Here is a 26219-nt window from a genome sequence, read left to right as displayed (position 1 = left end):
CTGAAAAGAAAGAAGTACAAAGCTAGGTGCCGCGCCGCCGTTGCCTCTATTTAACGGCCGACAGGAGTCAGGGGCACGCAGGCCAACTGGTAGCTACCTAGGGGCGGTGTTTGCGCTAGCCTGCGGCTCCCACTTATTGCTCCGCCATTGCCACGGCTTCCACATCGTCGATAAAGCAACCGGAGCCGTGTTCGTTGAGTGTATACACCTTCAGTACGTCGGTGGGCTGCACGTCGGCGGGTAGGGGCGCGTCGAAATAGATGTGATTCCAGAGGCGATTCTGGCAGCCGGGATTCTGAAGGCGCGTGCCATACCAGGACAGGTTCTGGCCATTACGCTCTACGGTCATTATCAATTTATTGCCCCAAGCGCCGTGGTCAGAGAATACCTGGCAGGACGCGCGCACGTAATCACCAGCGTGCAGGCCAGCGGCCCCTAGCGGCACCGTGAAGGCCGGGCTGTACGGGTGGTCACTATCGGCATGAAACGACTGCCGACTGTAGTAGCCCTGCTCGGCGCTGATGCCGGTGGCACCGCTGGCGGGTAGCTGGTCGAAGTCGAGCTTGCCCAGCGCACGCGGGCGGTAGTGGCGCTCAGCATAGGGTAGGCTGGCTGGCACATCGAGCTGGGCATAGTCTGCCTGGGTAGGCGATAATTTGCCAAAAATGGCGAAGTAGTAGCGCCGATTCATATTCTCGGCGTCGATAATAGCGTTCTGGAGCTGCCAGTGCTGCAGCAGGTTAAGGTCGATGAGCAGCACCGTGACAATGGCCGCTGCGGCCACCACCCGGCGCCCCCGTGCCGGCGCCGATACCCAGGCCACGGCTGCCGCCCAAGGTAAGCCTAGTACGGCGTAGCTCTGCACCAGCGCCCGCTGCCCCATGCTGCCACCATACCACCAGATGTCCCAGGCCGACACCACCCACAGGTTCAGCAGAAAATAAGCCAATGCCGGCACCGCTAGGCCCCGGTACTGCCGCCACAGTGGCCCAAAGCCTGCCAACACAAGCACCAGTAGCGGCGAGTAGACCAGCCACCCCTTACGGAAGCTGAACAGCACCTGCCAGATGTGCGGTGTTAGAAAACTAAAGTGCTGGTCGCCATAGCTGTAAAATAGCCAGTGCCCGGTGGCCCAGTGCCAGTACAGCGCCTGGGGCAGCGCGCCCAGCAGGCCGCCCAACGCCAGCAGGGCCACCTCGGGCCAACGCTGGCGCAGCAAGGCTAGCTTGTGGCGGGCGGCGTCCAGGCTGCCCACGCCCCACAGTGCCGGCACCACTACCGCCACCGCCTCGGAGGGCCGGATGAGCATCAGCAGCCCGAGCGTGAGGCCAATGGCCCACGCGCCTGCCCCGCTAGGCCGCTCGTGCCAGCGCACTGTGAGCCACAGCAGCAGTGCGTAGCCGGCAAAGAGGTAGTTGTGGGTCATGGCCACGTCGAACACCGCGTACTCCAAAAAATTGGAGCCCAGCAGCAGCGTCACCAGCACCAAGGCTACTACGGCATCGGCATAATAGCGCAGCAGTACGCGGCGCAGCAGCCCCATGCCGAATAACGTGTATAGCATGCCGCCCAAAGCGATAGCTGCCTGGTAGGGCGCCGAAAAGCCATCCTGCGGATACTTGAGCCAGCCGGCGGCCCAGTGCCCTAGCCAAAAAAACGGCGTTTCGAGCACGGCCAGGCCCATGGCGTACTTCATTACGAGCTGCCCAGCGGGCGCGCCTGGCACCTGAAATGCTTGGTAGAACGAACCAGTGGGATTATACTCGCGCAGAATATTCGTGATAAATGCTTGGTGGCTAAGGTCGTGGTAAATGAAGTGGGCCGGCAGGTAGAGGTAATACCCCATCGAATCCCAACTCAGGATAGCCAGCACGTTGTGCGTATCCCAGTAAGGCTCCCACAGTCGTGCCTGCACCATCAGCAGGAAGAGCACGAGCAGCGCTCCCAGCGACCAGGGGCCTCGTGGGGTGGTAGCAGAAGCTAAAGAGCGCGTAGGCATGGCAAAAGCGAAGCAAAAAGCGGATAGCCCGGCCTATAATGGTGCCCCGGCAGCAGCCAATTCGGCAGCAAGAATAGAAAAACCGGTGGGGCACACCGGGCCAAATGTAAGCCGGGTACAACCCTGGTCGGTGCCATTGCTCAGCTAGCGGCTATATTTGACTGGTTTAAGCTGGTTATTATTTTGGTTAAATTCGACACGCTGTCTATCGTCGTGCCCGTGTACAACGAGGCGCGCACCATTCACCAGATTCTGGATTTACTGCGCGAACTGCGGCTTACGCACGACATCACCAAGCAGATAATCTTGGTCAATGACTGCTCGACCGACGACTCGGCGGCGGTTATCCGGCAGTATGCAGCTCGCTACCCCGAGCTCAACTTGCAGCTGCTCGAGCACCCCGTTAACCAAGGCAAAGGCGCTGCGTTGCACACCGGTATTCGGGCGGCCACCGGCGACTACGTCATTATCCAGGATGCCGACCTCGAATATGACCCGGAGGAATACAACCTGCTGTTGAAGCCTATCCTCAAAGGCTTTGCCGACGTGGTATATGGCTCGCGCTTTATGGGTGGGCAGCCGCACCGCATCCTGTTTTTCTGGCATAGCATCGGCAACGCCATCCTAACCTTCCTGTCGAACATGGTCACCGACTTAAACCTGACCGACATGGAAACCTGCTATAAGCTCTTCCGGCGCGATATTATTCAAAATATCAGCTTGGTCGAAAAGCGCTTCGGCTTCGAGCCCGAAGTCACCGCCAAAGTGGCACGCGTGCCTAATGTGCGCATCTACGAAGTCGGCATCAGCTACTATGGCCGCACCTATGCCGAAGGCAAGAAAATAGGCTGGCGCGACGGCTTCCGGGCTATTTACTGCATCATCAAATACGGGCTGCTAGGGGGCTAGCCCCCTAGCAGCCTGCTGTGCTGCCCAAGAGAAAGTAATTTGCCAGCCGCAGGCTAGGTGCCTCTGCTTCTTGCACATAATCTTTCGCGGCGCTGGCGGATTCGGCTTCCCGCTGATGTTGCTGCCATTCGGCTTTTGATGGGCCTACAACTGGTTGCTGAACCGGCGATGGACGGGCAGTATCACTGCCGGGCATAAGCTGTATACGAGCTGTTGCCTTGGTCGTGGTAGATAAGCTGGCTGGGCAGGTACTAGTAATAGCCGGCCGGGTTCCGTACCAGCACGTCAGCGAGTTCCTACTTAGCCGCTTTGAATATGGCGGCCAGTGCCAGTACAAGCGTAAGCAAAGCTACCAGCCGGGATTTCATTGCAAAGGAGTAGAAGCTGGGGCAAGCCCACGCGCCGCCCGGCCAGCAAGGCACCAAAGCGGGGTTAGTCCGTTACCGGACTAACGGTGAGGTCATCGAGGTAAGTAGGCTGGTTGGCCCCGGCCGTCCACATATAGACCATGATGCGCGAGTTGGCCGATACCGTAGGGGGCACCTCAATAACGTGGTCGATGTGCTGCCACTCATTGAGCTTAGAAACTTTTTTGCCCAGGTCGAGGCCGTCCCAAAGAATTTTGGCACCCGTGGCAGGGTCTTTTATTTCGACCACGAGCATGGCTGCCTGCGGGCCACCCGTGCGCATGACCCAGGCGCTGATACGAATTTTATCGGGCCGCGCGGCACTAAGCCGGCCCAGCGGGTTGCTATAGCCCAGGCTGTAGTCTGTACCCGGCTTTACCACTACGCTATAGGCACCAGAGTGAGCCTGCTCGCGAATAAGGGAGGCGGCATCGCCCACCCAGCCGTCCAGGTGGTCAAAATCGTTGCTCATCAGCACGCCTTCCTCATCTTTAGCATCCGTAGTAGTTTTCAGCCGCTGCTAAGCAACAACCCTAAACCAAGCGCCAAAAAGGAGAGGGGCGCAGGAGTGCGGTGGCCAATACTCGTTGCATAAAGTCTTTGCTAGGGAGGTAGCGCCGGCAAAGGTAGGTGGCTTTGGGGCACCCTCGGTTCGCTGGCAATGCCCTGAATACGGCCAGCAAGCTGCCAGGGCGAGGTATTGGCCCACTTTTAGCCCCAACTTTGGGTCATCGTTGACCCGGCTGCCGCTTAGTTGGCGGGCTCGGGGATGTTAGCTTTTATTCTCCCTATGCCAGCCATTACCCTCCCGGCTATGCACCCTGCGCGCCGCCACCGCCTAGGGTTGCTGTTGGCTTTTGCCATCATATACAGCCTTATATCGCTGGTTAATCAGGCTAATTTTCGTACCGGGGCCCTCGATTTGGGGTATGAGGCGCAGGCCCTGGCCGATGTGGCGCAGCTACGAATACCTCGCATTACGCTGCTGGCCGATGCGCCCCCCATTGCTTATCTCGCAGCTCATTTCAGCTTCACGTCGGCCCTAGCCGTGCCCCTCTACTATTTGGTGGGGCCGGTATGGGCGTTGTTGCTGTTGCAAATAGGGGCCTTGCTGGTAGGCATGCTGGGCGTGGCACGCTATGCGCACTCGCTAGGGGCCAGCGAGGCCCAGGCCAACTGGGCAATGGCGTTGTTAGGTAGTCAATGGGGGCTTTTTTCGGCGCTAGGGTTCGACTTTCATAATAACGTGCTGGGTGCAATGGCTTTGCCCTGGCTAGCTTACTGGGCGCGGGAGGGGCACTGGGGCCGAGCGGCCCTGGCGGCACTTTTCATCCTGCTCAGCAAGGAAAACCTGGCGCTGTGGCTAGCTTTCGTGTTGCTTGGCCTGGCTTGGCAGCACTGGCCGCGCCGCGCCGTAGTGTGGCGCGCTGGGGTGGGCGTGGTACTGGCGCTAGGCTATTTCGTGCTAGTGACGCACTATTTTATCCCTGCTCTCGATACAACTCATCGGGCGTATACTCAGCTAGGCCGCTATAGCCAGCTGGGCACCTCGCTACCGGGCATTGCCGGACACCTGCTCGCGCATCCCACCCTGCTCTGGCAAGAACTCTTTACCAATACGCTGCCCGATGCGGCCTACGACTACATCAAGCTGGAGCTATGGGTGGGGCTGCTGCTGTCGGGCGGCTGGGCGCTGCTACGCTACCCGTGGTATGCGCTCATGCTGGTGCCCATTCTGGGGCAGAAGCTCCTGGCCAACGACGCCAGCTTCTGGGGGCTTAACTATCAGTATTCTATCGAAATAGCACCAGTATTAGCTTTGGCTATGACCGACGCGCTGCTGGCCCGCTGCCCGGTATCGAGGCCGGGCTACGTGCGTTGGCCGCTGGCCCTGGCTGGGGTAGTGCTCTTTACAACCATTACGCTCTACAAGCGCCGCAGCACCTGGTACGACCGTACTACTACCAATTTCCTCACTCGTAGCCACTACCGCCCGGCTTATCCCGACCCGTCCGGCCTCCGCGCCGCGCTATCCAGGGTGCCCGCTGGATTGCCGCTTAGCGCTTCGTCCACGCTGGTGCCGCACCTCACGGGCCGGAGCGACTTATTCTTATTCCCAGTGCTGCGTACGGCCCAGGTAGTAGCACTGCTGCGCGAGCCCGACGAGCGCGGCGCCTGGCCCCTTTCGCCGGCCGATGGCCAGCGCGCGGCGGCTCAGCTGCGCACTGCCCCTGGCTACCGGGTGCTCTATGAAGACGCGCAGGTAGTATTGCTAGCCCGGCAAGCTGCTCCGGCCGACTCGGCGGCCGTGTGGCAGCCCTAGCAGCCCTCTGGCGGCCCCGCCAGAGGGCTGCTAGGGCAGATAGGTAGTGCCTACGCTGCTGAGGTCAAGCACGGTGGCAGAGTCGCGGGTTTCGTCAGATAGCTAGCGGCCGTCATTTTGCCAAGTATAAACTTCGACGTGAATGGTTTGTGAGTCCGGTATCAAATACTGGCGCAGGCTTGGCAGCTGGCAGTACAGCATAAATGTCCTGCCTCAGTCGGGCCCAGCTGTCGAGGCCGATGATACCTCCACCATGAGCGTAGGGGTGAGCAGGTTTTCGGGCGTTTTGCTGCGGTTAAACTCTGCCTCCCCACATACTGCCGACAAGTTGGCGTGGAGGTAGGAGCTGGCATTTAGCACGCGCGCTGTGGTGGTATAGCCCTCGCAGGGGCTCCCGTCGAGTTGGGTGCCTAGCACTGCCGCTGGGTTAAAGCACAAGCGGCTATGCGCCGACTTAGCACCGGCCATTGCCCGAATCTCGTCAGCATAATCCTCGTGCTTGTTTTCAGCCGCAAGTAGTCTTTGGGCGAAACATAGCCGGGAGCATTGGTTTTAAAGCAGCCAGTCCCATAAAAGCAGATAGTTAGCGTAGTAGAGCTTTTACTTTGTAGAGCTTTTACTTTTCAAAAAAGCGCCTCTCTGCCCAACCCCCTCCGGCCTGTTACCTTTGCGGGCGCAATTGCCTTTTCCTGACCTCGTGGCCGACCCTGCTGCCGATTTCTATGCTCACCCCACCGCTGTGCTCGACGCGGGCTGCCGTGTGGGGGCGGGCAGTCGCATTTGGCATTTCTGCCACCTGGCAGCGGGTGCCGTATTGGGCGAAAACTGCTCGCTAGGCCAGAATGTTTTTGTAGCCGACGGCGTAACGCTGGGCCGCAACGTGAAGGTGCAGAACAATGTGAGCCTCTACGAAGGCGTGGTGTGTGAAGACGACGTGTTTGTGGGGCCTTCGGTGGTATTTACCAACGTGAAGAACCCGCGCGCCGCCGTGTCTCGCCGGGGGGCTAGCTACTACCAGCCCACGTATCTGGAGCAGGGCGTCAGCATTGGGGCCAATGCTACCCTCGTGTGTGGGGTGCGGCTAGGGCGCTACGCGTTTGTGGGGGCAGGTAGCGTGGTCACGCGCAACGTTCCGGCCTTTGCGCTCGTCTACGGCACGCCCGCCCGGCAGCACGGTTGGCTGAGCGCGCACGGCGGAAAGCTAACCTTCGATGCCGCTGGCCAGGCTAGCTGCCCCGAAACCGGCGAAGCCTACCAGTTAAGTCTTGATAAACAATCAGTAAGCGTTATGAGCGAGAGTTGCGTGACTACCCCAAGTGGCGCTGTTTCAATTCATAACTCATAATTCACAACTCATAATTCTTTAGAAGTGTACGACGAACTCCTCCGTAAAGAAGCCAAGCTGGCCGTGATTGGCCTCGGCTACGTGGGCCTGCCCATCGCCCTCGAATTTGCCAAGCAACTCTCGGTTGTCGGCTTCGACATCAACGCGGGCCGCGTGGAGATGATGCGCAACCACCAAGACCCTAGCGGCGAGCTCGACAGCTCGGCCTTTGAGGGCACCGATATCACCTTCACCGATTCGCTCGACGTGCTGCGCGAGGCCCGGTTCTTCATCGTGGCCGTGCCTACGCCCATCGATGAGCACGCCCAGCCCGACCTTAAGCCCCTGCTCGGCGCCTCGTCGTCGGTGGGCAAAGTGTTGAAAAAAGGCGATTACGTGGTGTTTGAGAGCACCGTGTATCCCGGGTGCACCGAGGAAGACTGCATTCCGGTGATGGACAGGCTTTCGGGCCTGAGCTTTGCCAAGGGCGACTATAAGGTGGGCTACTCGCCCGAGCGTATCAACCCCGGCGACAAGGAGCATACCCTCACGAGCATTGTGAAGGTGGTAGCCGGCTGCGACGAGGAAAGCCTCGACACCATTGCCAAGGTCTATGAGCTAGTGGTAAAAGCCGGTGTGCACCGGGCTAGCAGCATTCAGGTAGCCGAGGCGGCCAAGATTATTGAAAACACGCAGCGCGACGTCAACATCGCGCTCATGAACGAGCTGTCGATGATTTTCGACCGCATGAATATCAATACCTATGAGGTGCTGGAGGCGGCCGGTACCAAGTGGAACTTCCTCAAGTTCAGCCCCGGCCTGGTGGGCGGCCACTGCATCGGCGTAGACCCGTACTACCTGACTTACAAGGCAAAAGAGCTAGGCTACGATGCCAAGGTTATTCTAAGCGGCCGCACCACCAACGACAATATGGGTGCCTACATCGCCCGCAAAACGGTGCAGATGATGATTAAGCGCGGCAAGGACGTGGCCAAGAGCCGCGTGCTGGTGATGGGCGCCACGTTCAAGGAAAATGTGGAGGATATCCGCAACTCGAAGGTGGCCGACGTGATTCAGGAGCTGAAAAATTTCTCGGTGAACGTAGACATCATAGACCCGCACGCCAACTCCGACGAATTGCACCACGAGTACGGCTTCCGTCTCACACCGGAGGATAAAATCCGCAAGGATTACGACGCTGTTATTGTAGCCGTGAGCCACAAGCCTTACCTGGAAAAAGATGAGGCATACTTCCAGTCTATCACGTCCGACAACGCCGTGCTGGTCGACATCAAAGGCCTGTATCGCAGCAAGCCCATGGAAGAAATTCACTACTGGAGCCTGTAGACTCTAAGCTGTTAGCCACTGGCTGTTAGCTTCTAGCTTACAGTCTTTATTAATAGCTAACAGCTAATAGCCATTAGCTAAAAGCTTAAAAATGAACAAGATTCTTGTTACCGGCGGGGCCGGCTACATCGGCTCACACACGGTAGTAGAGCTGGCGCAGGCAGGCTATGAGCCTATTATCATCGACAATTTCAGCAACTCGCAGGAGTCGGCGCTAGGGGGTATTCAGGCTATTCTGGGCCGCGAAGTGCCTTGCCACCGCATCGACTGCGGCGACCTAGAGGCGCTACGCCAGGTATTCAAAGCCGAGGGTAACATTGCGGGTGTCATTCACTTTGCCGCTTTTAAAGCAGTAGGTGAGTCGGTGCAGAAGCCACTAGCCTACTTCCACAACAATGTGGGCTCGCTCATCACACTGCTGCAGGTCATGCAGGAGGAAGGTGTGGAAAACCTGGTATTCTCATCGTCGTGCACCGTATATGGCGTGCCCGACCACCTGCCCGTAACCGAGGCCACACCCACTAAGCCCGCCAGCTCGCCCTACGGCCGCACCAAGCAAATGTGCGAAGACATTGTGCACGATGCGGCCGGTGCGCCCGACAATAAAGTGCACACCATCTTGCTGCGCTACTTCAACCCGATTGGGGCGCACGCGTCGGCCAAGATTGGTGAACTACCGCTAGGAGTGCCCAACAACTTGGTGCCCTTCATCACCCAAACGGCGGCCGGCCTGCGCGAGAAGCTGACCATTTTTGGCAATGACTACGATACACCCGATGGCACCAATGTGCGCGACTACATTTATGTAGTAGACTTGGCCAAGGCGCATATTGTGGCCGTGCAGCGTTTGCTCGACCGCAAGGCTAGCGAAGCGGTCGAAACTTTCAACGTAGGCACCGGGCACGGTAACTCGGTACTAGAAATGGTTACGACGTTTGAGCAGGCTAGCGGCCAGAAGCTCAATTACGTCATTGGCCCTCGCCGCGTGGGCGACGTGCCCGCCATCTACGCCGACGTTACGAAATCAACTGAGGTATTGGAATTCAGAACTACTACTTCGCTTCTCGATGCCCTAGCCAGCGCCTGGAAGTGGCAGGAAGCACTGAGTAAGAAATAGATAGTTGCCATACTAAGCAGACGGAAGGCCAGCGTCAGATTTACTAACAAAGGCGGTGCTAGCGTATTCAGGTACTGCGCAAGCTTGGGATGACCAATAATAAAAAAATGAAAATTCTTATTACCGGCGGGGCCGGCTTCATAGGCTCGCATGTGGTGCGGCTGTTCGTCACGAAATACCCCGAGTACCAGATTCTGAATCTGGACGCGCTGACGTACGCGGGCAACCTGGAAAACCTGCGCGATATCGAGCAGGCCCCGAATTACAAGTTTATCAAAGGCGATATTGCTGACCAGGCTTTTGTCGACCAGCTGTTTGCCAACGAGGAGCCCGATGCGGTAATTCACCTCGCCGCTGAAAGCCACGTCGACCGTAGCATCACCGACCCGCTGGCCTTCGTGCGCACCAACGTGCTCGGCACCGTGTATCTGCTGAATGCGGCAAAAAACCTGTGGAAGCCCAACGGCTTTGACGGGCACACGTTTTATCACGTTAGCACCGATGAGGTGTACGGCTCGCTGGAGTTTGGTCCCGAGCTGTTTACGGAAGAAACTTCCTACGACCCACGCTCGCCCTACTCGGCCTCCAAGGCTAGCTCCGACCACTTTGTGCGGGCTTGGTACCACACCTACGGCCTGCCCATCAAGCTGAGCAACTGCTCGAACAACTACGGCCCCAACCACTTCCCCGAGAAGCTTATTCCGCTAGCTATCCATCGCCTGCGCACTGGCCAGAAGGTGCCCGTGTATGGCAAGGGCGAGAACGTGCGCGACTGGCTTTTTGTGAAAGACCACGCCACGGCCATCGACGCGGTTTTCCATAAAGGCAAGCTGGGCGATACCTACAACATTGGGGGCGTGAACGAGTGGCAGAATCTGAAGCTCATCGAGCTGCTTTGCGATGTGGTAGACGAGAAAACCGGCCAAGCCCCTGGCACTTCGCGACAGCTTATCACCTTCGTAACCGACCGCGCGGGCCACGACATGCGCTACGCCATCGACTCGTCGAAAATTATGAGCGAACTGGGCTGGAAGCCAAGCGTAACCTTCGAGCAGGGCCTAAGCCAGACGGTAGATTGGTACCTGGCTAACCAGCAATGGCTCGACCACGTGACCAGTGGCGCTTACCAAGAGTATAACCAAAAGCAGTACGGCAGCCGCTAGCCTAGCCTCAGGCATTTTGTCCTTGCGAGCGCAGCGCAGCAATCGCACCTGCATGATACCCGGACGATGATATTCTAATGCGACTGCTTCGCTGCGCTCGCAATGACAAGCCAGAAAATTATGTACGAAATTCCCTTTACCGACCAGCCGCTCGACCAGCTTTCCTTTCTCGTGACGGGCGGGGCAGGATTTATTGGCTCCAACCTGGTAGAGTACCTGTTGAAGCACGGCGCTAAAAAGGTGCGGGTGCTGGACAATTTCTCCAACGGCTTCCGCAAAAACCTACGCCTGTTTGAGGGCAACGCGGCGCTTGAAGTGCAGGAAGGCGACATCCGTGACCGTGAGGCCTGCGCCAAGGCCTGTGCGGGCATCGATATTGTGCTGCACCAGGCTGCGCTAGGGTCGGTGCCGCGCTCCATCAACGACCCCGTGACGACTGACGAGGTAAACGTGGGCGGCTTCGTGAAAATGCTATTTGCAGCTAAAGAGGCTGGCATCAAGCGCTTTGTATACGCGGCCAGCAGCTCGACCTATGGCGACCACCCTGGCCTGCCGAAGGTAGAAGACCGCATTGGCAAGCCGCTGTCGCCCTACGCTGTGACTAAGTACGCCAACGAGCTCTATGCCGACGTATTTGCCCGCACCTACGGCATGGAGATTATCGGCCTGCGCTACTTCAACATCTTCGGGCCGCGCCAGGACCCGGGCGGAGCGTATGCGGCGGTTATTCCGCTGTTTATCGACGCCATCTTGGAGAATAACGCGCCCACGCTCAACGGCGATGGTGGCCAGACCCGCGACTTCACTTTTGTGGCCAATTGCGTGCAGGCCAATATCCGGGCTGCGCTCACGACCAACCCTGAGGCGGTAAACCAAGTCTACAACATCGCAGTAGGCGACCGCACCTCGCTGGTGCAGATGTACGACATTCTGCGCGAAGAAGCTCATTCGGACCTGGAGCCCAAGTTTGGCCCCAACCGCGCTGGCGACATTCGCGACTCGCTCGCCGACATCACCAAGGCTGAAACCCGGCTAGGGTATGCCCCGCAGGTACGCATTCGCGAAGGCCTGCAAAAAACCTTGTCGTGGTTTAAGGCTAACCAGGATTTTATCAAGGAGCGTAACTAGCGCGCAAGGTTCGCGGGGTTGAGCAAGGTCTCGCGAAGTTGACAAAAACAGAGTCGAAAAACCTTGCGAAACTTATTTTAACCTAGCGAAACTTCGCGCTATGAAAGGCATCATCCTCGCCGGTGGCTCGGGCACCCGGCTGCACCCCCTGACCCTCGCCGTGAGCAAGCAGCTCATGCCCGTCTACGACAAGCCGATGATATACTATCCGCTGTCGATTCTGATGATGGCCGGCATTCGGGAAATCCTGATTATCACCACGCCCCACGACCAAGCGCAGTTTAAAAAGCTGCTTGGCGACGGCCAGAACCTAGGCTGCAATTTTCAGTACGTGGTGCAGGAGGTACCGAATGGGCTAGCTCAGGCCTTTGTGCTAGGGGCCGATTTTATCGGGCAGGATAAGGTAGCTCTCGTGCTGGGCGACAACATCTTCCACGGCGAAGGCATGGAAGAGCTATTAAAAGCCAACAATAACCCCGATGGGGGGGTGGTGTATGCCTACCACGTGCATGACCCCGAGCGCTATGGCGTAGTCGAGTTCGATGCCAATAAAGTAGCGCTCAGCATTGAGGAGAAGCCGGCTAAGCCAAAAAGCAATTACGCCGTGCCAGGCTTGTATTTCTATGACAATGATGTAGTAGAAATTGCCAAAAATCTACAACCCAGCGCACGCGGCGAGTATGAAATCACGGACGTGAACCGCGAGTACCTGCGCCAGGGCAAGCTCAAGGTAGGTATTCTGGGTCGGGGCACCGCATGGCTCGATACCGGTACCTTCGAGAGCCTGATGCAGGCCGGCGAGTTTGTGCGCGTACTAGAGCAGCGCCAGGGTCTTAAAGTGGGCTCTATTGAGGAGGCCGCTTTCCGCCAAGGCTTTATCAATGCCGAGCAGCTACGCAAACTTGCTGAGCCACTGCGTAAAAGTGGCTACGGTGACTACCTGCTGCACCTGCCCGACCAACTGGTGATGGGCGGCTAGCCAATGAGTGAATGGCTGAAGGAGTAAATAGTATGCAAAGCCATTTAATCCTTCAGCCGTTCACTCATTGGTTCAGTATTAGCCGAAACGTGGTGCCTTTGCCTACTTCACTCCACTTCACAAAGAGGCGGCCTTCGTGGTAATTCTCGATGATGCGGCGGGCCAGGGCTAGGCCGAGGCCCCAGCCACGCTTTTTGGTGGTGTAGCCGGGCAGAAAGACGCTTTCGAGCTTATTTTTAGAAATGCCCTTTCCGGTATCGGTGATATCGATGGCTACCTGGGGACGGGGCTTGCGCCAGCGCCACCATTCGCGGCGCGTTTTTACCCGGCGTAGGCGCAGGGTAATACTGCCCCTGCCATCCATGGCATCAACGGCGTTTTTACAAATATTCTCCACCACCCAGTCGAAGAGCGGCACATTGAGGCAGGCAGGTGTGTCGAGTGGCAGGTCGGTTTCGATGCTGAACTTGACTTTGCGCGACACCCGGCTTTCGAGGTAAGCAATAGCGTTGCGGGTGGTGTGGTAGAGGTTTTCGGCCTTAAGCACCGGCACCGAGCCAATGTTACTGAAGCGCTCGGTGATGATTTCCAGGCGCTTGATGTCCTTACCAAGCTCCTCCACGATGGGCTCTTCGCGGAAGCGGTCCGACTGCCTTAGGTATTCTTGCCAGCCCACAAGCGAGCTCAGCGGCGTGCCGAGCTGGTGAGCGGTTTCCTTGGCTAGCCCCACCCACACGCGGTTTTGCTCGGCCCGGCGCGAGTAGCTGAACGCGATGTAGGCCATCATCGACAGCGAGGCAATGACGGCCAGCGCCGCCAGCGGGTAGGTGCGCAGCTGTCGCAGCAGCCGGGAATCCTGGTAAAAAACGTAGTTGCGCACGCCGCCTGCCAGCTCAATCACGATGGGCGGGTGGCGCTTTTGCATGTCGAGCAGCACGGCATTCATGCGCCGCACCGAGTCGGCCTCCGACAAGCCTTTGCCCAGCCCCAGGTTTTTGGCATCGTTTATATTTTCGCCGTCGGTGAGGATAACGGGTATCGTGGTATTGGCCTCGATAATTTGTTCCTGTAAAAAAGGCAGGTTTTTAGTGTCCTCCGTATTGATAATGTAGCGCAGCGTTTTGGCGTATAAATCAATCTGGCTCTGCTCGCGCTCGGAGAGGCGCTGCACTAATACATTGGTGTACACAACAGTAGCCCCGGCAATAAGCAGAGCTAGCAGCAAGACCAAGAGTTTGATGCGCGATTTCTGGTCGTAAAGAGGAGGAAGCATAAGGGTGGTAAAGGTCGGGGGCACCGCTCGCAGTGCCGCTAGCCCCATTCAACGAGCAAAAGCGCTAGTTTGTGCACTTACGGCCGCGGCCGAACCCAATGACCCGGCTGGCTGTTTCCATCGCAGTTATTTATGCCGTAATTTTGCAGGCCGGCCCCGGGTCGGTCCGTGCTATGTCTCATCCGTTTAAGGCCGTTAGTTTGTCTTTCCGTAATGCGCCGCTCGCCATCCGCGAGCTGCTGGCATTGGACGAGGCTGCCTGCCGCCGCTTTTTGACGCAGCTGCGTACCGAGCTGCACCTCACCGACTTGCTGGTGCTGAGCACCTGCAACCGGACTGAAATTTACTACGCGCACGACGACGACTATTCGGCCGCCATCATCCGGGCGCTTGGCGAACTGAAGCAGCGACCCGATGCGGTCAGCTTTACGGAGTATTTCGACCGCTATCTGGAAGCCGAAGCGGCCACGCGCCACCTGTTTGAAGTAGCGCTAGGCCTCGACGCGCAGGTAGTGGGCGATATGCAGATTATCAACCAGGTAAAGCAGGCCTATCAGTGGACGGCCGACGCCGATGCGGCGGGGCCTTTTCTGCACCGCTTGCTGCATACCATCTTCTTTGCCAACAAGCGCGTGCAGCAGGAAACGAGCTTCCGCGATGGGGCTGCCTCGATGAGCTACGCCGCCCTGGAGCTGGTAGAGGAGCTGACCGCCGATGTGGCTAGCCCCCGCGTGCTGGTAGTAGGCCTGGGCGAGATAGGCAGCGATGTGTGCCGCCACCTGGCCGATAGCAAAGCCTTTGCGAGCGTTACGCTCTGCAACCGCACCCGTGCCCGTGCCGAGGAGCTGGCCGCCGAGTTTGCGCCCGGCCGGCTGCAAATCGCCAATTTCGAAAACCTGGCCGAGACGCTGCGCGAGGCCGATGTCATCATCTCTTCCATTAGCCGCGATACGCCGTTCTTCACCCGCGAGCTGGTAGCGCACCTAGATGTGCTGAGCTACAAGTTCTTTATCGACTTGGCCGTGCCGCGCTCCGTGGCCGCCGACGTCGAACAAGTGCCGGGCGTATTGGTCTACAACGTGGACGCCATTCAGAGCAAGGCGTCGGCTGCGCTGGAGCAGCGCCTGGCGGCTGTGCCCCAGGTTCAGGCCATTATTGGGGAGAGCCTGGCTGACTTTGGCGACTGGAGCCGCGAAATGCTGGTATCGCCCTTAATTCAGCGCATGAAGGCCGGCCTAGAGCAGCTACGCCAGCAAGAACTCGACCGCTTCCAGAAAAAGGCTACCCCGGCCGAAGTAAAGCTGCTCGACGATGCCACCCGCGCTTTCATGCAGAAGGTGCTTAAGCAACACGTGTTGCACCTAAAAGCGGCCTGCCGCCGCAACGAGGCCGAGCAGCTGCTGCCGCTACTCACCGACATATTTGACCTAGAGCGCCAGCCGGCAACCACTTAGCCAGCCGCTAGCTTCTCCCAAACACTGCGCCCGCCCTGCTGCCGACTTTATCGTCGGCAGCAGGGCGGGCGCAGTGCTGCTGTCCGCAGGCTTCGCCAAAACGTTAATCTATTGTTCACAATTCCTGATAAATTCCAAGTTTCGCAGAAAAAACTTGGCCAGGGATAGTGCAAAAACGTTTAACAGGCGTGGCAACAAAAAAAGCGCGCGTAGGCTATCATTGATAAGCCTACGCGCGCTTTCTGACTAGCAGCTTACATCCGGCCCGAGTAGGTTTCCAGCGTGTCGATAATCTTGAGCAGCTCCGGCACGGCCAACGAGTAGTAAATCTTGGTGCCAACTTTGCTCGATTTCAGCACGCCCCGGTCTTTGAGGGTGATAAGGTGCTGTGAGGCAATAGCCTGAGGGATGTCGAGTGCCTGATAAATCTCAGTAACTGACATCTGGTGTTCTTTGGTTTTGCTCTTGCCAAGAAGGTCGACAATGGCTAGGCGCTTGGGATGCGAGAGCACCTTAAGCATAGCGGCTGCGCGGTCCAGCTGCTCCGCTTCAACACGGCTGTGCAATGGTTTCATGGTAACGTTTAATTAGAAAATGGTAGAAGGGAAGATAGAAGAATGAATCCAAACGCCTATTGCTAGGATATTGGTAACGCAAAGTAAGTGTAAAGAATACTATTGTAAACTATTCAGTAAGCATAACGACACAACAAAATTCCGGCTTATACACTTGGGTAAATCCAATTTATGGGTTTGCAGCGCGGTTTGGCACTTTTTTACGTTTTCTGAGTACTTAATTGTGGGCATTTTTATACAATAAATATTCTGTTGCTCATCAGTAATTCAACTTATGACCTGCACGTATGGGGTAAGGAGTTCAAAGCCAGTATAAAGCAGCACGCTGCTAGAACAGCTAGCTAGTGGGCTAGCGCCTTAACTAGCGGTGGGTGCTTGCGTACTGCTTGAGAGTTGTGTTATTCTGTGCTACTTGTGCCTATGGAAATTCCTGATTTTTTACGCCGAGAGGTGTTGGGCAATGCGTTGCTGGACTATCTCATCGCGGCTTTTATTATGCTGCTAGGGGCCGCCCTCAACCGCTTGGTATCGAGGCTGCTGAGCAAGGGCCTGTTTCGCCTCACCAAGCGCTACACGGCCGGGGTGTCGGAAAGCGAGCTGCACGACCTGCTGATTCAGCCGCTGGGCGCGCTGCTATTCTTGGCATCTTTTTACTTGGCCTTTAGTGTATTGCGCTACCCAATGCCGCTGACGCCGGTGAAAGGCGTGGAGCCCTGGCCCAAAGTAGCGCTGCTAGGGTTGTTTCACCTGGGGGTAATTGCCACGGTGGTGTGGGTGATAATGCGGCTAGTCGATTTTGCGCTGCTGGTAGTGCAGCGCCGGGCCGAGCTGGTAACTACCCCCACAGCCCGCCGGCTCGATAGTCAGTTTTTGCCCTTTGCCAAAGACCTGCTGAAGGTCTTTATTGTGGTGATTGGACTGCTGGTGGTGCTAGGCCAGGTATTTGGGGTGAATGTGACAGCCCTGATTGGGGGCCTGGGCATAGGGGGGCTAGCGGTGGCCTTCGCGGCCAAGGAAAGTCTGGAAAATCTGCTGGCCTCGTTCACCATCTTCATCGACCAGCCGTTTGGGGTGGGCGACCTCGTGACGGCGGGCTCGGTGAGTGGCACGGTAGAGAAAATCGGCTTTCGCAGCACACGCCTGCGCACGGCCGAAAAAAGCTACCTCACGGTGCCCAATAAAAGCATGATAGACAAGCCCTTGGATAACTTGAGCCTGCGCACGGCGCGGCGGGTGGGCTTCACGCTGTATTTCGACCAGAAAACGACCAGCGACCAGCTGCAGGCCATCATTAAGGAGGCCGTAGCGGCTATGAAAGAGCACCCACTCGTGACGGACGATGTGCAGATGAAATTCAACGCCATCTCGCCAGCCGGCAAGGAAGTGACGGTGCAGTACTTCGTCGAAACCAGCAGCTACGATGAATACCTCGACGTGAAGGAGTCGCTCAACTACCGCCTCATCGAAGCAGTCGAGCACCAGGGCGGTAGCTTTGCCCTGGCAACACCGGCCCCCGTGGCCGCTACGGCCTAGGCTGGCCCGCTGCTTTTTTCTGATTTAGATTATGTCCGAAACCCTGTTTTTGACGCCGGGCCTGCCTAAGGCGGCCCGCTATGCCGAGCTGCACCCCCAGCTGGAAGCCCTCACCACCGGCGAAACCGACCGCACCGCTAACCTCGCCAACACGGCTGCGGCGCTGCGGCAGGCGTTTGGCTTCTTCTGGGTGGGCTTTTACCTGGTGCAGGGCGAGGAGCTGGTGCTAGGGCCTTTTCAGGGGCCAATAGCCTGCACGCGCATCCGGCGTGGGCGCGGGGTGTGCGGCACGAGCTGGGCCGACGCGCGCACCGTGCTGGTGCCCGATGTGGAGGCTTTTCCGGGGCATATTGCCTGCAGCTCCGACTCGAAGTCGGAAATCGTGGTGCCGGTGTTTAAGGGGGGACAGGTGGTGGCGGTGCTCGACGTAGATAGCGACCGGCTCGCCGATTTTGATGAGGCCGACCAGGCTGGCCTGGAGCAGCTGATGCAGTTGGCCGCCACCTGGTTTTAACCATAAAGAATATGAAAACGCATTGGTGGCTAGGGGTGCTGGCCGTGGGGCTCACGGCCTGCGGCTCGCAGCTGGAAGTTGCGCCCAACGTAGCGCTTACGCAACAACATAAAGATGCTTTTGCGCAGCAGGCGAAGCTTTTGGGCGCCGAGCAGGTAAAAGTATCGGCCACCGAGGCCAGCAGCGCCGCGCCCGCCGTGCTCACGCTGGACGTCGTGAACCCCCACAGTTCGCCCGAGCAGACCCCCGATAGCCTAAAGCAGCGCATGCGTAAGCTGGCGCACCTGCTGGTGGCCGACCTGGCCAGCCCCGCCAGCTACCAGGTGGTGAGCGCGCAGGCTACCTTCCGGCGCAGCCTGCGCTCGCCCCGGAACGGCTCCAGCTCGCAGACCTTTATCTACCCACTGTCCAGCCTCAAATAGCGGCGTTTCCGCCGCTGGCTGCGCGATTACTTTTCTCGCATGGATTCTTCTCCTGCTACTCCCGCCGCCGAGCCGCTCGTCATTATGGGAGCGGGCCTGGTGGGCACGCTGCTAGCCCTATACCTCACGCGGCGGGGCCACCCGGTGCACCTCTACGAGCGCCTGCCCGACCCGCGCAAGGCGGGCCTACGCGAGGCGCGCTCCATCAACCTTGCCCTCTCGGACAGGGGCTGGCGGGGGCTAGCGGGCGTGGGCATCACCGATGATATTCGGAAGGTGGGCATTCCGATGTACCGCCGCGTGATGCACGACCAGCGCGGGCAGCTTACTTACCAACCCTATGGGCAGGAGGGCCAGGCCATTTTCTCGGTAAGCCGCGACAGCCTCAACCGCACATTACTGAACCTGGCCGAGGCTAAACCAAACGTAGAAATTACCTTCGGCCAGAAGCTGACGCAGCTCGACTTGCCGGGCCGGCGCCTGCACCTGCGCGACGTGGCCAGCGCCCGCGAATATGACGTGCCGTATCAGCGCTTGTTTGGGGTCGATGGCGCGTGGTCGGCGGTACGGGGTGCCCTGCAGCGGCTCGACCGGGCCGACTACTCGCAGCAATACCTGGAGTATGGCTACAAAGAGCTAACCATTGCGGCGGGGCCGGGCGGCGCCTGGCAGCTCGAAAAAAACGCGCTGCACATCTGGCCGCGCGGCAATTACCTGATGATTGCGCTGCCTAATCTCGACGGTTCGTTCAACGCCACGCTGTTTTTTCCCTACGAGGGGCCGCTCTCGTTTGAGAGCCTGCGCACGCCGGAGGAGGTAGAGCGGTTCTTTGGCGACGTGTTCCCGGATGTGGTGCCGCTGATGCCGGAGCTCGATACCGAATTTTTTGACCATCCCACGGGCTCGCTCGTCACCATCCGGTGCTGGCCCTGGAGCTACCAAGACTCGGTGCTGCTGCTCGGCGATGCGGCCCACGCCATTGTGCCCTTTTATGGGCAGGGCATGAATGCGGGCTTTGAAGACTGCACCGTGCTCGACCGCCTGCTCGACGAGCTGGGCGAAGACAACTGGGGCCAGGTGCTCGACCAGTTTGAGCGCCTGCGCAAACCCAATACCGATGCCATGGCCGAACTAGCCCTCTACAACTTTGTGGAGATGCGCGACCACGTGGCCGACCCCCGCTTCTTGCTGCAAAAGCGCATCGAAAGCAAAATTGCGGCGCAGTTTCCCGGCCAGTGGCTGCCGCTGTATTCGCGCGTCACGTTTTCGCCCGATACACCTTATGCCGAGGCCTGGGCGGCCGGGCAGCACCAGGAGGCCATTATGCAGCGCCTTATGCCGCACATTCAAGAAGAAACCGACTACGAAAAGCCGGAGGTGCAGGCACTGGTGGAGCAGGAGCTAGCCAGCAAATAGTGATAACAGCCTATAAAAAAACATCTATCAGCTTAAACTGATAGATGTTTTTTGTTTCAGTTGCGCTTGGCTAGGGCACCTATGGGGCTACCGTGATGGTGCGCGTCACCGAGTTGTACGGGCCGGGAATGAGGTTGCCGCTGCTATCGAGCAGCTCCAGCTTAATAGTAGCCTGGCCGGCGGGTAAGCCTTCCATCATGTAGGGCAGCCAGTTAGTGAGCATAAACTCGTTGCCGTTGATGGTGGCGCGCACCTTGTTGCCATCGGGGGCTAGCGTGGTGTTTACGAGGTAAAAATCCAGCATAATCTTCTGAGCGTCTTTCCCCGAGTAAGTATCCTTGGGGCGGCTGTAGAAGAGGTGCGGAGCTTTCAGGTCGAAATCGTTTGCCGGGGCGCCGGCTGCGGGCGTGCCCACCGTGATGGTGCGCAGGTCGTAGGCCCCGCGGTGCTTGAGGCTCTCGTGGTAGGAGCGCGACAGGAACGACAGGATAACGTGCTGGCCGTCGGCGATGGGCTTGGTAAACTTGGTGTCGTAGTGCGCCGTGTAGGGCTGATTGTCCACGATGTTGTGGATGTGCTGGCCTTTCATCGAGTTGGCCATCTGCATGCTATGCTCGCTCTCCGTCATTTTGGTGAGCTGGAAGTTGGTCAAATCGTACGAAAAAGCCACCTCGCCGCTAGGCACCGTTGAGCCCTGGATGGGCGCATTAACGCGCATCTGAGCCGACGGAAACTTAGGCGAGTCGTTGTAGGGCGTGAGCGTGATGCCACCCTTGCTCTGCGCCTGGCCCGATACGGTAGAGGCGGTGGTAGGCGCCCCAATAGCAGTGGGGCGGTCGGCGGGGCTAGTGGTGGTTTCGGCCTGCTGCGTGGTGCTGCAGCTACCGAGCAGCACCAGGGCGGCCAGGGCTACCGAGCCCCCGAAAAAGTTGGATGGAAGAGGCATGTGACGAGAAGAAAGGTGTAAGGTGAACAGTGAGTACGCAAGTAAGTAGCTGCAGGGTTTTTTTGTTAACTTCGCACTAGGTAACTACTGGTTGCTGCTAGTGGGTTGGGGTCGGAAAGTAGCTGCTTGGGCAGCTGGCTCACCGGCCTCCACCCGCTACCAGTGGTTATGGAGCGTAATCAGCAATTATCAACCACCAACCACTTCCTTAACAAGTTATGGCTGAGAAACTGCCTGACCACATTCCGTCGCTCGACCTTGCGGACTTCCGCTCGGGCGACCCTACCCGCAAAGCTAAGTTCGTGCAAGAGCTTGGCGATGCCTACGAGAGCATTGGCTTCATTGCCCTCAAAAACCACGGCCTCAACGAGCAGCATACCAAAGAGCTGTATGCCGACGTGCAGGAGTTTTTCCAGCTGCCCGACCAGGCCAAGCAGAGCTACGAAGTGCCCGAGCTGGCTGGCCAGCGCGGCTACATCAGCAAGGGCAAGGAGCACGCCAAGGGCCGCAATACCGGCGACCTGAAGGAGTTCTTCCACGTGGGCCAGGAAGTGCTCGACGAGAATGACCCGGTGAAAAACGACTACCCGGCCAACATCTGGCCCCGGGAGGTGCCCCGCTTCGAGCAAAGCACCATGAAGGCCTACCGCACCCTGGAGGCCGCCGGCAAAGACGTGCTGCGCGCTATCGCGCTGTACCTCAAGCTGCCCGAAAACTACTTCGACGATAAAGTGCAGAACGGCAACAGCATCCTGCGCCCCATCCACTACTTCCCCATCGAAGACCCGGATGCGGTGCCGGCCGATGCCGTGCGCGCCGCCGAGCACGGCGATATCAACCTCATCACGCTGCTGATGGGGGCTAGCGCCGATGGCCTTCAAGTGAAGCGCCGCGATGGCCAGTGGATTAGCATCACGGCCCTGCCCGACCAGATTGTGGTGAACGTGGGCGACATGCTACAGCGCCTCACCAATGGTGTGCTTAAGAGCACCATTCACCGCGTGGTGAACCCGCCCCGCGAGAAAATGAACACCTCGCGCTACAGCATTCCGTTCTTCATGCACCCGCGCTCCGAAATGAGCCTGGCGGCCCTGCCGCACCTTGTGACGGCCGACAACCCCAAGAAGGAAGCCGACATCACGGCCGGCGAATTCCTCAACGAGCGCCTCATCGAGCTGGGCTTGAAAAAGAAGTAGGTATTTGCGCTCTATCGCGCGCCCCTTGCGGAAACGGCTGACCCTAGCGGGCCAGCCGTTTCTTTTTGGACCTGGCCCTCGCAAAAACTGAAGACTTTTGGGACGCGGCTCTATCTTCGGCGTAGCTATGCTGCTGCCCCGTGCCCGACTCCTTGCCCACTCACCCCGATTCGTCTGCTCCGCTGGTGCCGCTGCGCCGGGCGGGCCGGCGCATGCGGCGCACACGCAACTTCATCTTTCTCAAAGATGTGGCGGCGCTGGCCTGCACGGCCTTTGGGGGGCCGCAGGCGCACCTGGCCATGATGTTTGGGCTCTTAGTCAACAAGCGCCGCTACCTCACCGCCGCCGAGCTGCTTGAGCTACAGGCGCTGTGCGCCTTGCTGCCCGGCCCCACCTCTACCCAGACCATGACGGCCATCGGCTTCCGGTTAGGGGGGCCTAATCTGGCTTATCTCACGCTCTTCATCTGGTGCCTGCCGGCCGTGACGATAATGACCCTGGCGGGGCTGCTGCTCACGCGCTTCGATACGGCCTTCACGGCGCGGCTGGTGCAGTTTGTGCAGCCCGTGGCGGTGGGCTTCGTGGCGTTTTCAGCCTACCGTATTGCCGAAAAGGTGATTAAGACCAAGACCTCGGTGGCCCTGCTGGTGGCGGCGGCCATGGTGGCCTATTTTTTTCAGCGGCCGGGTGTGCTGCCGCTGCTGCTGCTGGCCGGCGGGGCCGTAACCACGCTACGCTACCGCAAGCACGCCATTGTGCAAAATAAAAAGCCCATTCGGGTAGAGTGGGCCAATGGGGCGCTGTGGCTAGGGGTGTTTCTGGTGGCAGCCCTGCTAGGGCACTACACGCAGCTGCTGCCGGTGCGGCTGTTTGAGAATTTTTACCGCAACGGCTCGCTTGTGTTTGGGGGCGGGCAGGTGCTGGCCCCGCTGCTCTTCGCCGAGTTTGTGGAATATAAGCACTACCTCACGGGCCCCGAGTTTTTGTCGGGGCTAGGGCTGGTGCAGGCCTTGCCGGGCCCCAATTTCTCGTTTGCCAGCTATATCGGGGCCCTAGCCATGCGGCCGGTGGGGGGCACGGCGGCCCAGGTACTAGGCGCCGCGGTAGGCGCCGCGGGCATCTTCCTGCCGGGCACGTTCCTGATATTCTTCGTTATCCGGTTCTGGGACAGCCTGCGCCAGTACCGCGTGGTGAAGGCCTCATTGGAAGGCGTGAATGCCGTGAGCGCCGGCCTGGTGTGCGCGGCGGCGCTGCTGCTCTACCACCCGCTGCCCGACCGCCTGCTAGCCCTGCCCGGCGCCTGGGCCCACGCCCACCAGGTAAGCCTGCCGCTCAACCCGTTGCTGGTGGGCTTCACGTTTCTGCTGCTGCTCTGGGAAAAGGTGCCCAGCGTGGCCATCGTGGGCGCGGCCTTGCTGGCAGGGGCGCTACTATAACACTGTGCGCTAGGCTAGTTGGCTGCGTCGGTGGGCAGCACGCCCGCCGCGCGCTGGGCCGCCTCCGCCTGACGGTTAGTGATTTCGACGTAGGCCTTGCCCGTGACGGGCTGGCCGCGGTGGGTGCCTGTCACTTTGCACATGCCCTCCCAGTAGTACATCGTGAAGGCGTGGAAGAAGCGCAGCGCCAGCTCCTGGTTGGGTACCAGGGGCTCTACCACGAGGTCATAGCCCTGGCTCGGCACCTGCACGCGCCACGTAGCGGGGTATTTCTTCTTCGACCTAGGGCTGGTCCAGTAGGTGAGGGGCGTGAGGGTGAAGTCGGTGCCGCTAAGGTGCACGTTCTCATTCGTGGCGCTGAAAAACGAGCCGTTGTTGAGCGTCTGGTTGGTTTCGGTATTGCGCAGCGTATTGAGCATCAGCTCCTCGCGGGGCTGGTCGAGCTGGATGCTGAGCCAGTCCCAGCCCACGCCCTTGCTCACGATACTGGTGCAGTTCCACTGGCGGTCGTACCACAGCTCGCCGGTTACCTGGTGGGTTTTGCCACCTACCGTAAGCGTACCGATGGTAGCTAGCCGGGGGTAGGAGTAGTAGCCCGCCGTGATGCCTTGTCCATAGTTTTCGTAGCCAGTGCCACCGTGCAGCAGTACGGGCTTAGTGGGCGTGGTGCTCAGATTGAGAGCGTAGCCGGCGTTGGCTTTGCCCGTGAGGGCGGCCTGAAACTGATACTTGCCCTCCTGGCCATTAAAGGTCCAGGTCTGGCCGGCCTTGTGGTCGCGCAGGCGCAGGGGCAGCGAGTCGGCAAGCAGGCGCGGCAGCTTGTCGAGCTGGTAGTCGTAGTTGAATTTCTGGCCCTTGGGGTCCGTAATAGCCACGTTCACCATCTGGTAGTCGTCCTTGCCATCCTTCAGGTTGAAGTGAAAAAAGACGTACTCAATCCCAAATTCCTCGCCGCTGGCCTGGTCGCGCAGGTGGCCGGTAAGGTACCACCACTCCAGCGAGTTTTTGGGGTGCACGGCCTCCTCGCGGGGCAGCTCGGCGCGGGTAGTAGTGGGGTTAAAGCGGGTGGTCGGTACCGGCTTAAAAGAAGAGCAGGCCGCTAAAAACAGCGTAAATAGTAGGGCTAGGGGTAGGCGCATCATACCCTAGCACAAGGGTTCTCGGGGCTGAAAAGTTTGGGGCAAGCTATAGAGCCTAGAAGAAGCCAGGATTGCGGTTAATTGCTTTTCTTAGCCGGATGTGGTAGGGTTTGGTACGAGTAGAGTCGAACGGCACCCTAGCGCCCAGACGGTTTCTTCCGTAGCTCTCCTTCCAGTAAGTAGCGGAGAGGTAGCGTGCTCGGCCAAATTCACGCTTCGGTAGTAGAAACTGAAAATGGCCCTTGGCATCGGTACTATCCTCTGCGCCTCTCATTCTCACCCATGCCCCGGCTTGATGTATACCCAGCCAGTTGTGCACTACCCCCTGAACGAGAAATAAGCTGTCGGGAATGACTGCTTGCATTAGGTCGGGTGCCGGAGTCCTTGGCTTTGCATGTTGCGCCCGGGCCTTCATTCCTGAAACGGAGCCTAGTAGCAGCACCATAGCCACTGACCACGGCCGCCACCCGGTTACGGGCTGCGCCGCCGCCAATAGGGGCCGGTCTACCTGGTCTTCTCGAAACCGGCCGCAGCGACGTTTAGGGCTATATTGACTCAGGAAGGCCACTACTTCCCCATCGGTCATAAGGGTAAAGTCTACAACCTGCGTTTGGCAGCTAGCACAGTGCCGGCCCACTGCGTTAGGGGCCATCGCATCCCAACTCTCATGGCAAGTGTTGGGCTGGTGGATAACAGTAGTGGGCATAGGATAAAGGTGAGTTTGCAGCGATGCTAATCTAGCTAGCCCGCCCGAAACGGCTTCGTCAGCCAATACTTGCTCCAGTTGAAAAAGCGGCGCGGGTGCCAGGGCCACGGGCGCTGAGAAATTCCGCCGATTATCACCACCTCGCCCGATAACTGAGTCGAATCGACGGACAGCGCTACCGTGAGCAGCTGGTTAGGGGCGGCCGTATGCTCTTGCGTAACGTAGCCTACTGAGCTAATAAGTAGTTGCGCTGGCGTAGCGCTAGCCTCTACTGACAAGGTGAAAGCCCCATTAACATCGGTCGAAACGCCGAGGGTAGTACCCTTCACCAACACCGTTACGCCGGGTATTCCTTGGTGCGTGGTGACATCGGTGACCACGCCGCGCAGTGTTACTGGCCCACTGCCGCTAGTGCTGGCGGGAGGGGCTGACGTAGATGCGGCGGGCTGGCCATGTTGCGTCGAAGTGCTGGTGCTTACCACCGCGGGGAAGGGTCCGGCGTAGTAGCTGCGTGTCTGGGCTGCCGCCCGGCCCGCCCCCAGCATCCCGCCCAGGGCCAGCACTGCCCCTAGCCAGCTTCGCCAGCGACCAGGGGCAGCGGCGGGTACCAGCGGCCGTTCTAGCTGGTCGGGGCGCAGCCGGCCGCAGGTTTGGCCCGCCGCGTGGTGCAGGGCCATCAGGATTTCGGCGTCGGTTTTCTTGGTGAAATCGACCACGGTTTTCTGGCAGGCGGCGCAGTGGCGACCAGTGGCGGCGGGCGCCATAGCATCCCAGCTTTCGGGGCAGGGCTGCGGAATGCGGACTAGGGTAGCACGTTGGGGCATAGCTCAGAAAAGCACGGTGGTTTTCTCTTGATGCCGCGCTGCGCCCGATTGCACACGGCCCCGGCCGTATCTTGGCCGTTTACTAGTTT

22 protein-coding genes and 1 pseudogene are annotated in these 26219 nt (G+C 58.9%); 15 read left to right on the top strand and 8 right to left on the bottom strand.

Annotation, left to right across the window (positions count from 1 at the left end):
• Positions 1 to 133: 133 nt before the first annotated feature.
• Positions 134 to 1999, bottom strand: a complete 1866-nt coding sequence (locus J4D99_RS01470; RefSeq protein WP_208129914.1) for a hypothetical protein — start codon at positions 1997 to 1999, stop codon at positions 134 to 136.
• A 183-nt stretch (positions 2000 to 2182) separates the two neighbouring features.
• Here J4D99_RS01470 and J4D99_RS01465 point away from each other — a divergent pair, with 183 nt between their 5' ends.
• Positions 2183 to 2908, top strand: coding sequence for a glycosyltransferase family 2 protein (locus J4D99_RS01465; RefSeq protein WP_208129913.1), 726 nt, complete (start codon positions 2183 to 2185; stop codon positions 2906 to 2908).
• A 432-nt stretch (positions 2909 to 3340) separates the two neighbouring features.
• Here J4D99_RS01465 and J4D99_RS01460 read toward each other — a convergent pair whose 3' ends face one another.
• Entirely contained in the window at positions 3341 to 3787 is a 447-nt protein-coding gene (locus tag J4D99_RS01460; RefSeq protein WP_208129912.1) for a carbohydrate binding domain-containing protein, read from the bottom strand.
• Between the two features lie 318 nt (positions 3788 to 4105).
• Here J4D99_RS01460 and J4D99_RS01455 point away from each other — a divergent pair, with 318 nt between their 5' ends.
• Positions 4106 to 5638 carry a DUF2079 domain-containing protein gene (locus J4D99_RS01455; RefSeq protein ID WP_208129911.1) on the top strand — a complete coding sequence of 511 codons (1533 nt, stop codon included), beginning with the start codon at positions 4106 to 4108 and terminating at the stop codon, positions 5636 to 5638.
• 213 nt (positions 5639 to 5851) lie between these two features.
• On the opposite strand, the pseudogene J4D99_RS01450 reads toward J4D99_RS01455, so the two are convergent.
• Positions 5852 to 6142 (bottom strand): annotated as a pseudogene (locus J4D99_RS01450) (Uma2 family endonuclease); the annotation flags it as partial.
• A 175-nt stretch (positions 6143 to 6317) separates the two neighbouring features.
• Between J4D99_RS01450 and J4D99_RS01445 the strand changes: the two are divergent.
• From J4D99_RS01445 to rfbA, 6 genes are all read left to right on the top strand, one after another.
• Entirely contained in the window at positions 6318 to 6983 is a 666-nt protein-coding gene (locus tag J4D99_RS01445; RefSeq protein WP_213019480.1) for an acyltransferase, read from the top strand.
• Positions 6984 to 7007: 24 nt separating this feature from the next.
• Positions 7008 to 8309: a nucleotide sugar dehydrogenase gene (locus J4D99_RS01440; protein WP_208129910.1), complete on the top strand. Its 1302-nt coding sequence runs from the start codon at positions 7008 to 7010 to the stop codon at positions 8307 to 8309.
• 91 nt (positions 8310 to 8400) lie between these two features.
• The gene (gene galE, locus J4D99_RS01435) at positions 8401 to 9426 is read left to right on the top strand and encodes a UDP-glucose 4-epimerase GalE (protein ID WP_208129909.1); all 1026 of its coding nucleotides are present in this window, start codon (positions 8401 to 8403) and stop codon (positions 9424 to 9426) included.
• Between the two features lie 107 nt (positions 9427 to 9533).
• Complete coding sequence (gene rfbB, locus J4D99_RS01430) at positions 9534 to 10589, top strand: dTDP-glucose 4,6-dehydratase (RefSeq protein ID WP_208129908.1); 1056 nt, start codon at positions 9534 to 9536, stop codon at positions 10587 to 10589.
• Positions 10590 to 10709: 120 nt separating this feature from the next.
• Complete coding sequence (locus tag J4D99_RS01425) at positions 10710 to 11717, top strand: SDR family oxidoreductase (RefSeq protein ID WP_208129907.1); 1008 nt, start codon at positions 10710 to 10712, stop codon at positions 11715 to 11717.
• A gap of 100 nt (positions 11718 to 11817) precedes the next feature.
• Positions 11818 to 12696, top strand: coding sequence for a glucose-1-phosphate thymidylyltransferase RfbA (gene rfbA / locus J4D99_RS01420; protein WP_208129906.1), 879 nt, complete (start codon positions 11818 to 11820; stop codon positions 12694 to 12696).
• Positions 12697 to 12760: 64 nt separating this feature from the next.
• Here the strand turns inward: rfbA and J4D99_RS01415 are convergent, their stop codons facing one another.
• On the bottom strand, positions 12761 to 13969 hold the full coding sequence (locus tag J4D99_RS01415) for an ATP-binding protein (protein WP_208129905.1): 1209 nt from the start codon (positions 13967 to 13969) through the stop codon (positions 12761 to 12763).
• A 173-nt stretch (positions 13970 to 14142) separates the two neighbouring features.
• Here J4D99_RS01415 and hemA point away from each other — a divergent pair, with 173 nt between their 5' ends.
• Complete coding sequence (gene hemA / locus J4D99_RS01410; protein ID WP_208129904.1) at positions 14143 to 15423, top strand: glutamyl-tRNA reductase; 1281 nt, start codon at positions 14143 to 14145, stop codon at positions 15421 to 15423.
• Between the two features lie 254 nt (positions 15424 to 15677).
• Here the strand turns inward: hemA and J4D99_RS01405 are convergent, their stop codons facing one another.
• A complete protein-coding gene (locus J4D99_RS01405; protein WP_208129903.1) occupies positions 15678 to 15998 on the bottom strand; it encodes an ArsR/SmtB family transcription factor in 321 nt (106 codons plus the stop codon).
• Between the two features lie 420 nt (positions 15999 to 16418).
• On the opposite strand from J4D99_RS01405, the gene J4D99_RS01400 reads away from it, so the two are divergent.
• Genes J4D99_RS01400 through J4D99_RS01385 form a run of 4 tightly spaced genes read left to right on the top strand, consistent with a single transcriptional unit; the run spans position 16419 to position 19883 of the window.
• A complete protein-coding gene (locus J4D99_RS01400; RefSeq protein WP_208129902.1) occupies positions 16419 to 17531 on the top strand; it encodes a mechanosensitive ion channel family protein in 1113 nt (370 codons plus the stop codon).
• Between the two features lie 31 nt (positions 17532 to 17562).
• Positions 17563 to 18045, top strand: a complete 483-nt coding sequence (msrC, locus tag J4D99_RS01395) for a free L-methionine (R)-S-oxide reductase MsrC (protein WP_208129901.1) — start codon at positions 17563 to 17565, stop codon at positions 18043 to 18045.
• A gap of 11 nt (positions 18046 to 18056) precedes the next feature.
• Complete coding sequence (locus J4D99_RS01390) at positions 18057 to 18467, top strand: hypothetical protein (protein WP_208129900.1); 411 nt, start codon at positions 18057 to 18059, stop codon at positions 18465 to 18467.
• A 39-nt stretch (positions 18468 to 18506) separates the two neighbouring features.
• Positions 18507 to 19883, top strand: coding sequence for an FAD-dependent oxidoreductase (locus tag J4D99_RS01385; protein ID WP_208129899.1), 1377 nt, complete (start codon positions 18507 to 18509; stop codon positions 19881 to 19883).
• A 79-nt stretch (positions 19884 to 19962) separates the two neighbouring features.
• Here J4D99_RS01385 and J4D99_RS01380 read toward each other — a convergent pair whose 3' ends face one another.
• Positions 19963 to 20829 carry a hypothetical protein gene (locus J4D99_RS01380; RefSeq protein WP_208129898.1) on the bottom strand — a complete coding sequence of 289 codons (867 nt, stop codon included), beginning with the start codon at positions 20827 to 20829 and terminating at the stop codon, positions 19963 to 19965.
• Between the two features lie 218 nt (positions 20830 to 21047).
• Here J4D99_RS01380 and J4D99_RS01375 point away from each other — a divergent pair, with 218 nt between their 5' ends.
• Complete coding sequence (locus J4D99_RS01375) at positions 21048 to 22025, top strand: isopenicillin N synthase family dioxygenase (RefSeq protein ID WP_208129897.1); 978 nt, start codon at positions 21048 to 21050, stop codon at positions 22023 to 22025.
• Between the two features lie 212 nt (positions 22026 to 22237).
• Positions 22238 to 23461 carry a chromate efflux transporter gene (chrA, locus tag J4D99_RS01370; RefSeq protein WP_208130141.1) on the top strand — a complete coding sequence of 408 codons (1224 nt, stop codon included), beginning with the start codon at positions 22238 to 22240 and terminating at the stop codon, positions 23459 to 23461.
• 14 nt (positions 23462 to 23475) lie between these two features.
• On the opposite strand, the gene J4D99_RS01365 is transcribed toward chrA, so the two are convergent.
• On the bottom strand, positions 23476 to 24603 hold the full coding sequence (locus J4D99_RS01365; RefSeq protein WP_208129896.1) for a lipocalin-like domain-containing protein: 1128 nt from the start codon (positions 24601 to 24603) through the stop codon (positions 23476 to 23478).
• A gap of 738 nt (positions 24604 to 25341) precedes the next feature.
• Entirely contained in the window at positions 25342 to 26130 is a 789-nt protein-coding gene (locus tag J4D99_RS01360) for a carboxypeptidase-like regulatory domain-containing protein (protein ID WP_208129895.1), read from the bottom strand.
• Between the last annotated feature and the right edge of the window lie 89 nt (positions 26131 to 26219).

The organism is Hymenobacter sp. BT559, assembly GCF_017571525.1.
Lineage (GTDB): Bacteria > Bacteroidota > Bacteroidia > Cytophagales > Hymenobacteraceae > Hymenobacter > Hymenobacter ginsengisoli.
Note: the sequence above shows the minus strand (reverse complement) of the source record. Positions and strands in the feature narration are given on the sequence as shown.

Excerpts from the sequence above, each read along its gene's own strand:
- galE (WP_208129909.1), top strand. The coding sequence starts at position 8,401 with ATGAACAAGATTCTTGTTACCGGCGGGGCCGGCTACATCGGCTCACAC.
- J4D99_RS01360 (WP_208129895.1), bottom strand. The coding sequence starts at position 26,130 with ATGCCCCAACGTGCTACCCTAGTCCGCATTCCGCAGCCCTGCCCCGAA.
- J4D99_RS01470 (WP_208129914.1), bottom strand. The coding sequence starts at position 1,999 with ATGCCTACGCGCTCTTTAGCTTCTGCTACCACCCCACGAGGCCCCTGG.
- J4D99_RS01380 (WP_208129898.1), bottom strand. The coding sequence starts at position 20,829 with ATGCCTCTTCCATCCAACTTTTTCGGGGGCTCGGTAGCCCTGGCCGCC.
- J4D99_RS01425 (WP_208129907.1), top strand. The coding sequence starts at position 10,710 with ATGTACGAAATTCCCTTTACCGACCAGCCGCTCGACCAGCTTTCCTTT.
- hemA (WP_208129904.1), top strand. The coding sequence starts at position 14,143 with ATGTCTCATCCGTTTAAGGCCGTTAGTTTGTCTTTCCGTAATGCGCCG.
- J4D99_RS01455 (WP_208129911.1), top strand. The coding sequence starts at position 4,106 with ATGCCAGCCATTACCCTCCCGGCTATGCACCCTGCGCGCCGCCACCGC.
- J4D99_RS01385 (WP_208129899.1), top strand. The coding sequence starts at position 18,507 with ATGGATTCTTCTCCTGCTACTCCCGCCGCCGAGCCGCTCGTCATTATG.
- J4D99_RS01390 (WP_208129900.1), top strand. The coding sequence starts at position 18,057 with ATGAAAACGCATTGGTGGCTAGGGGTGCTGGCCGTGGGGCTCACGGCC.
- J4D99_RS01400 (WP_208129902.1), top strand. The coding sequence starts at position 16,419 with ATGGAAATTCCTGATTTTTTACGCCGAGAGGTGTTGGGCAATGCGTTG.
- J4D99_RS01365 (WP_208129896.1), bottom strand. The coding sequence starts at position 24,603 with ATGATGCGCCTACCCCTAGCCCTACTATTTACGCTGTTTTTAGCGGCC.
- J4D99_RS01415 (WP_208129905.1), bottom strand. The coding sequence starts at position 13,969 with ATGCTTCCTCCTCTTTACGACCAGAAATCGCGCATCAAACTCTTGGTC.
- J4D99_RS01460 (WP_208129912.1), bottom strand. The coding sequence starts at position 3,787 with ATGAGCAACGATTTTGACCACCTGGACGGCTGGGTGGGCGATGCCGCC.
- msrC (WP_208129901.1), top strand. The coding sequence starts at position 17,563 with ATGTCCGAAACCCTGTTTTTGACGCCGGGCCTGCCTAAGGCGGCCCGC.
- chrA (WP_208130141.1), top strand. The coding sequence starts at position 22,238 with ATGCGGCGCACACGCAACTTCATCTTTCTCAAAGATGTGGCGGCGCTG.
- rfbB (WP_208129908.1), top strand. The coding sequence starts at position 9,534 with ATGAAAATTCTTATTACCGGCGGGGCCGGCTTCATAGGCTCGCATGTG.
- rfbA (WP_208129906.1), top strand. The coding sequence starts at position 11,818 with ATGAAAGGCATCATCCTCGCCGGTGGCTCGGGCACCCGGCTGCACCCC.
- J4D99_RS01375 (WP_208129897.1), top strand. The coding sequence starts at position 21,048 with ATGGCTGAGAAACTGCCTGACCACATTCCGTCGCTCGACCTTGCGGAC.
- J4D99_RS01405 (WP_208129903.1), bottom strand. The coding sequence starts at position 15,998 with ATGAAACCATTGCACAGCCGTGTTGAAGCGGAGCAGCTGGACCGCGCA.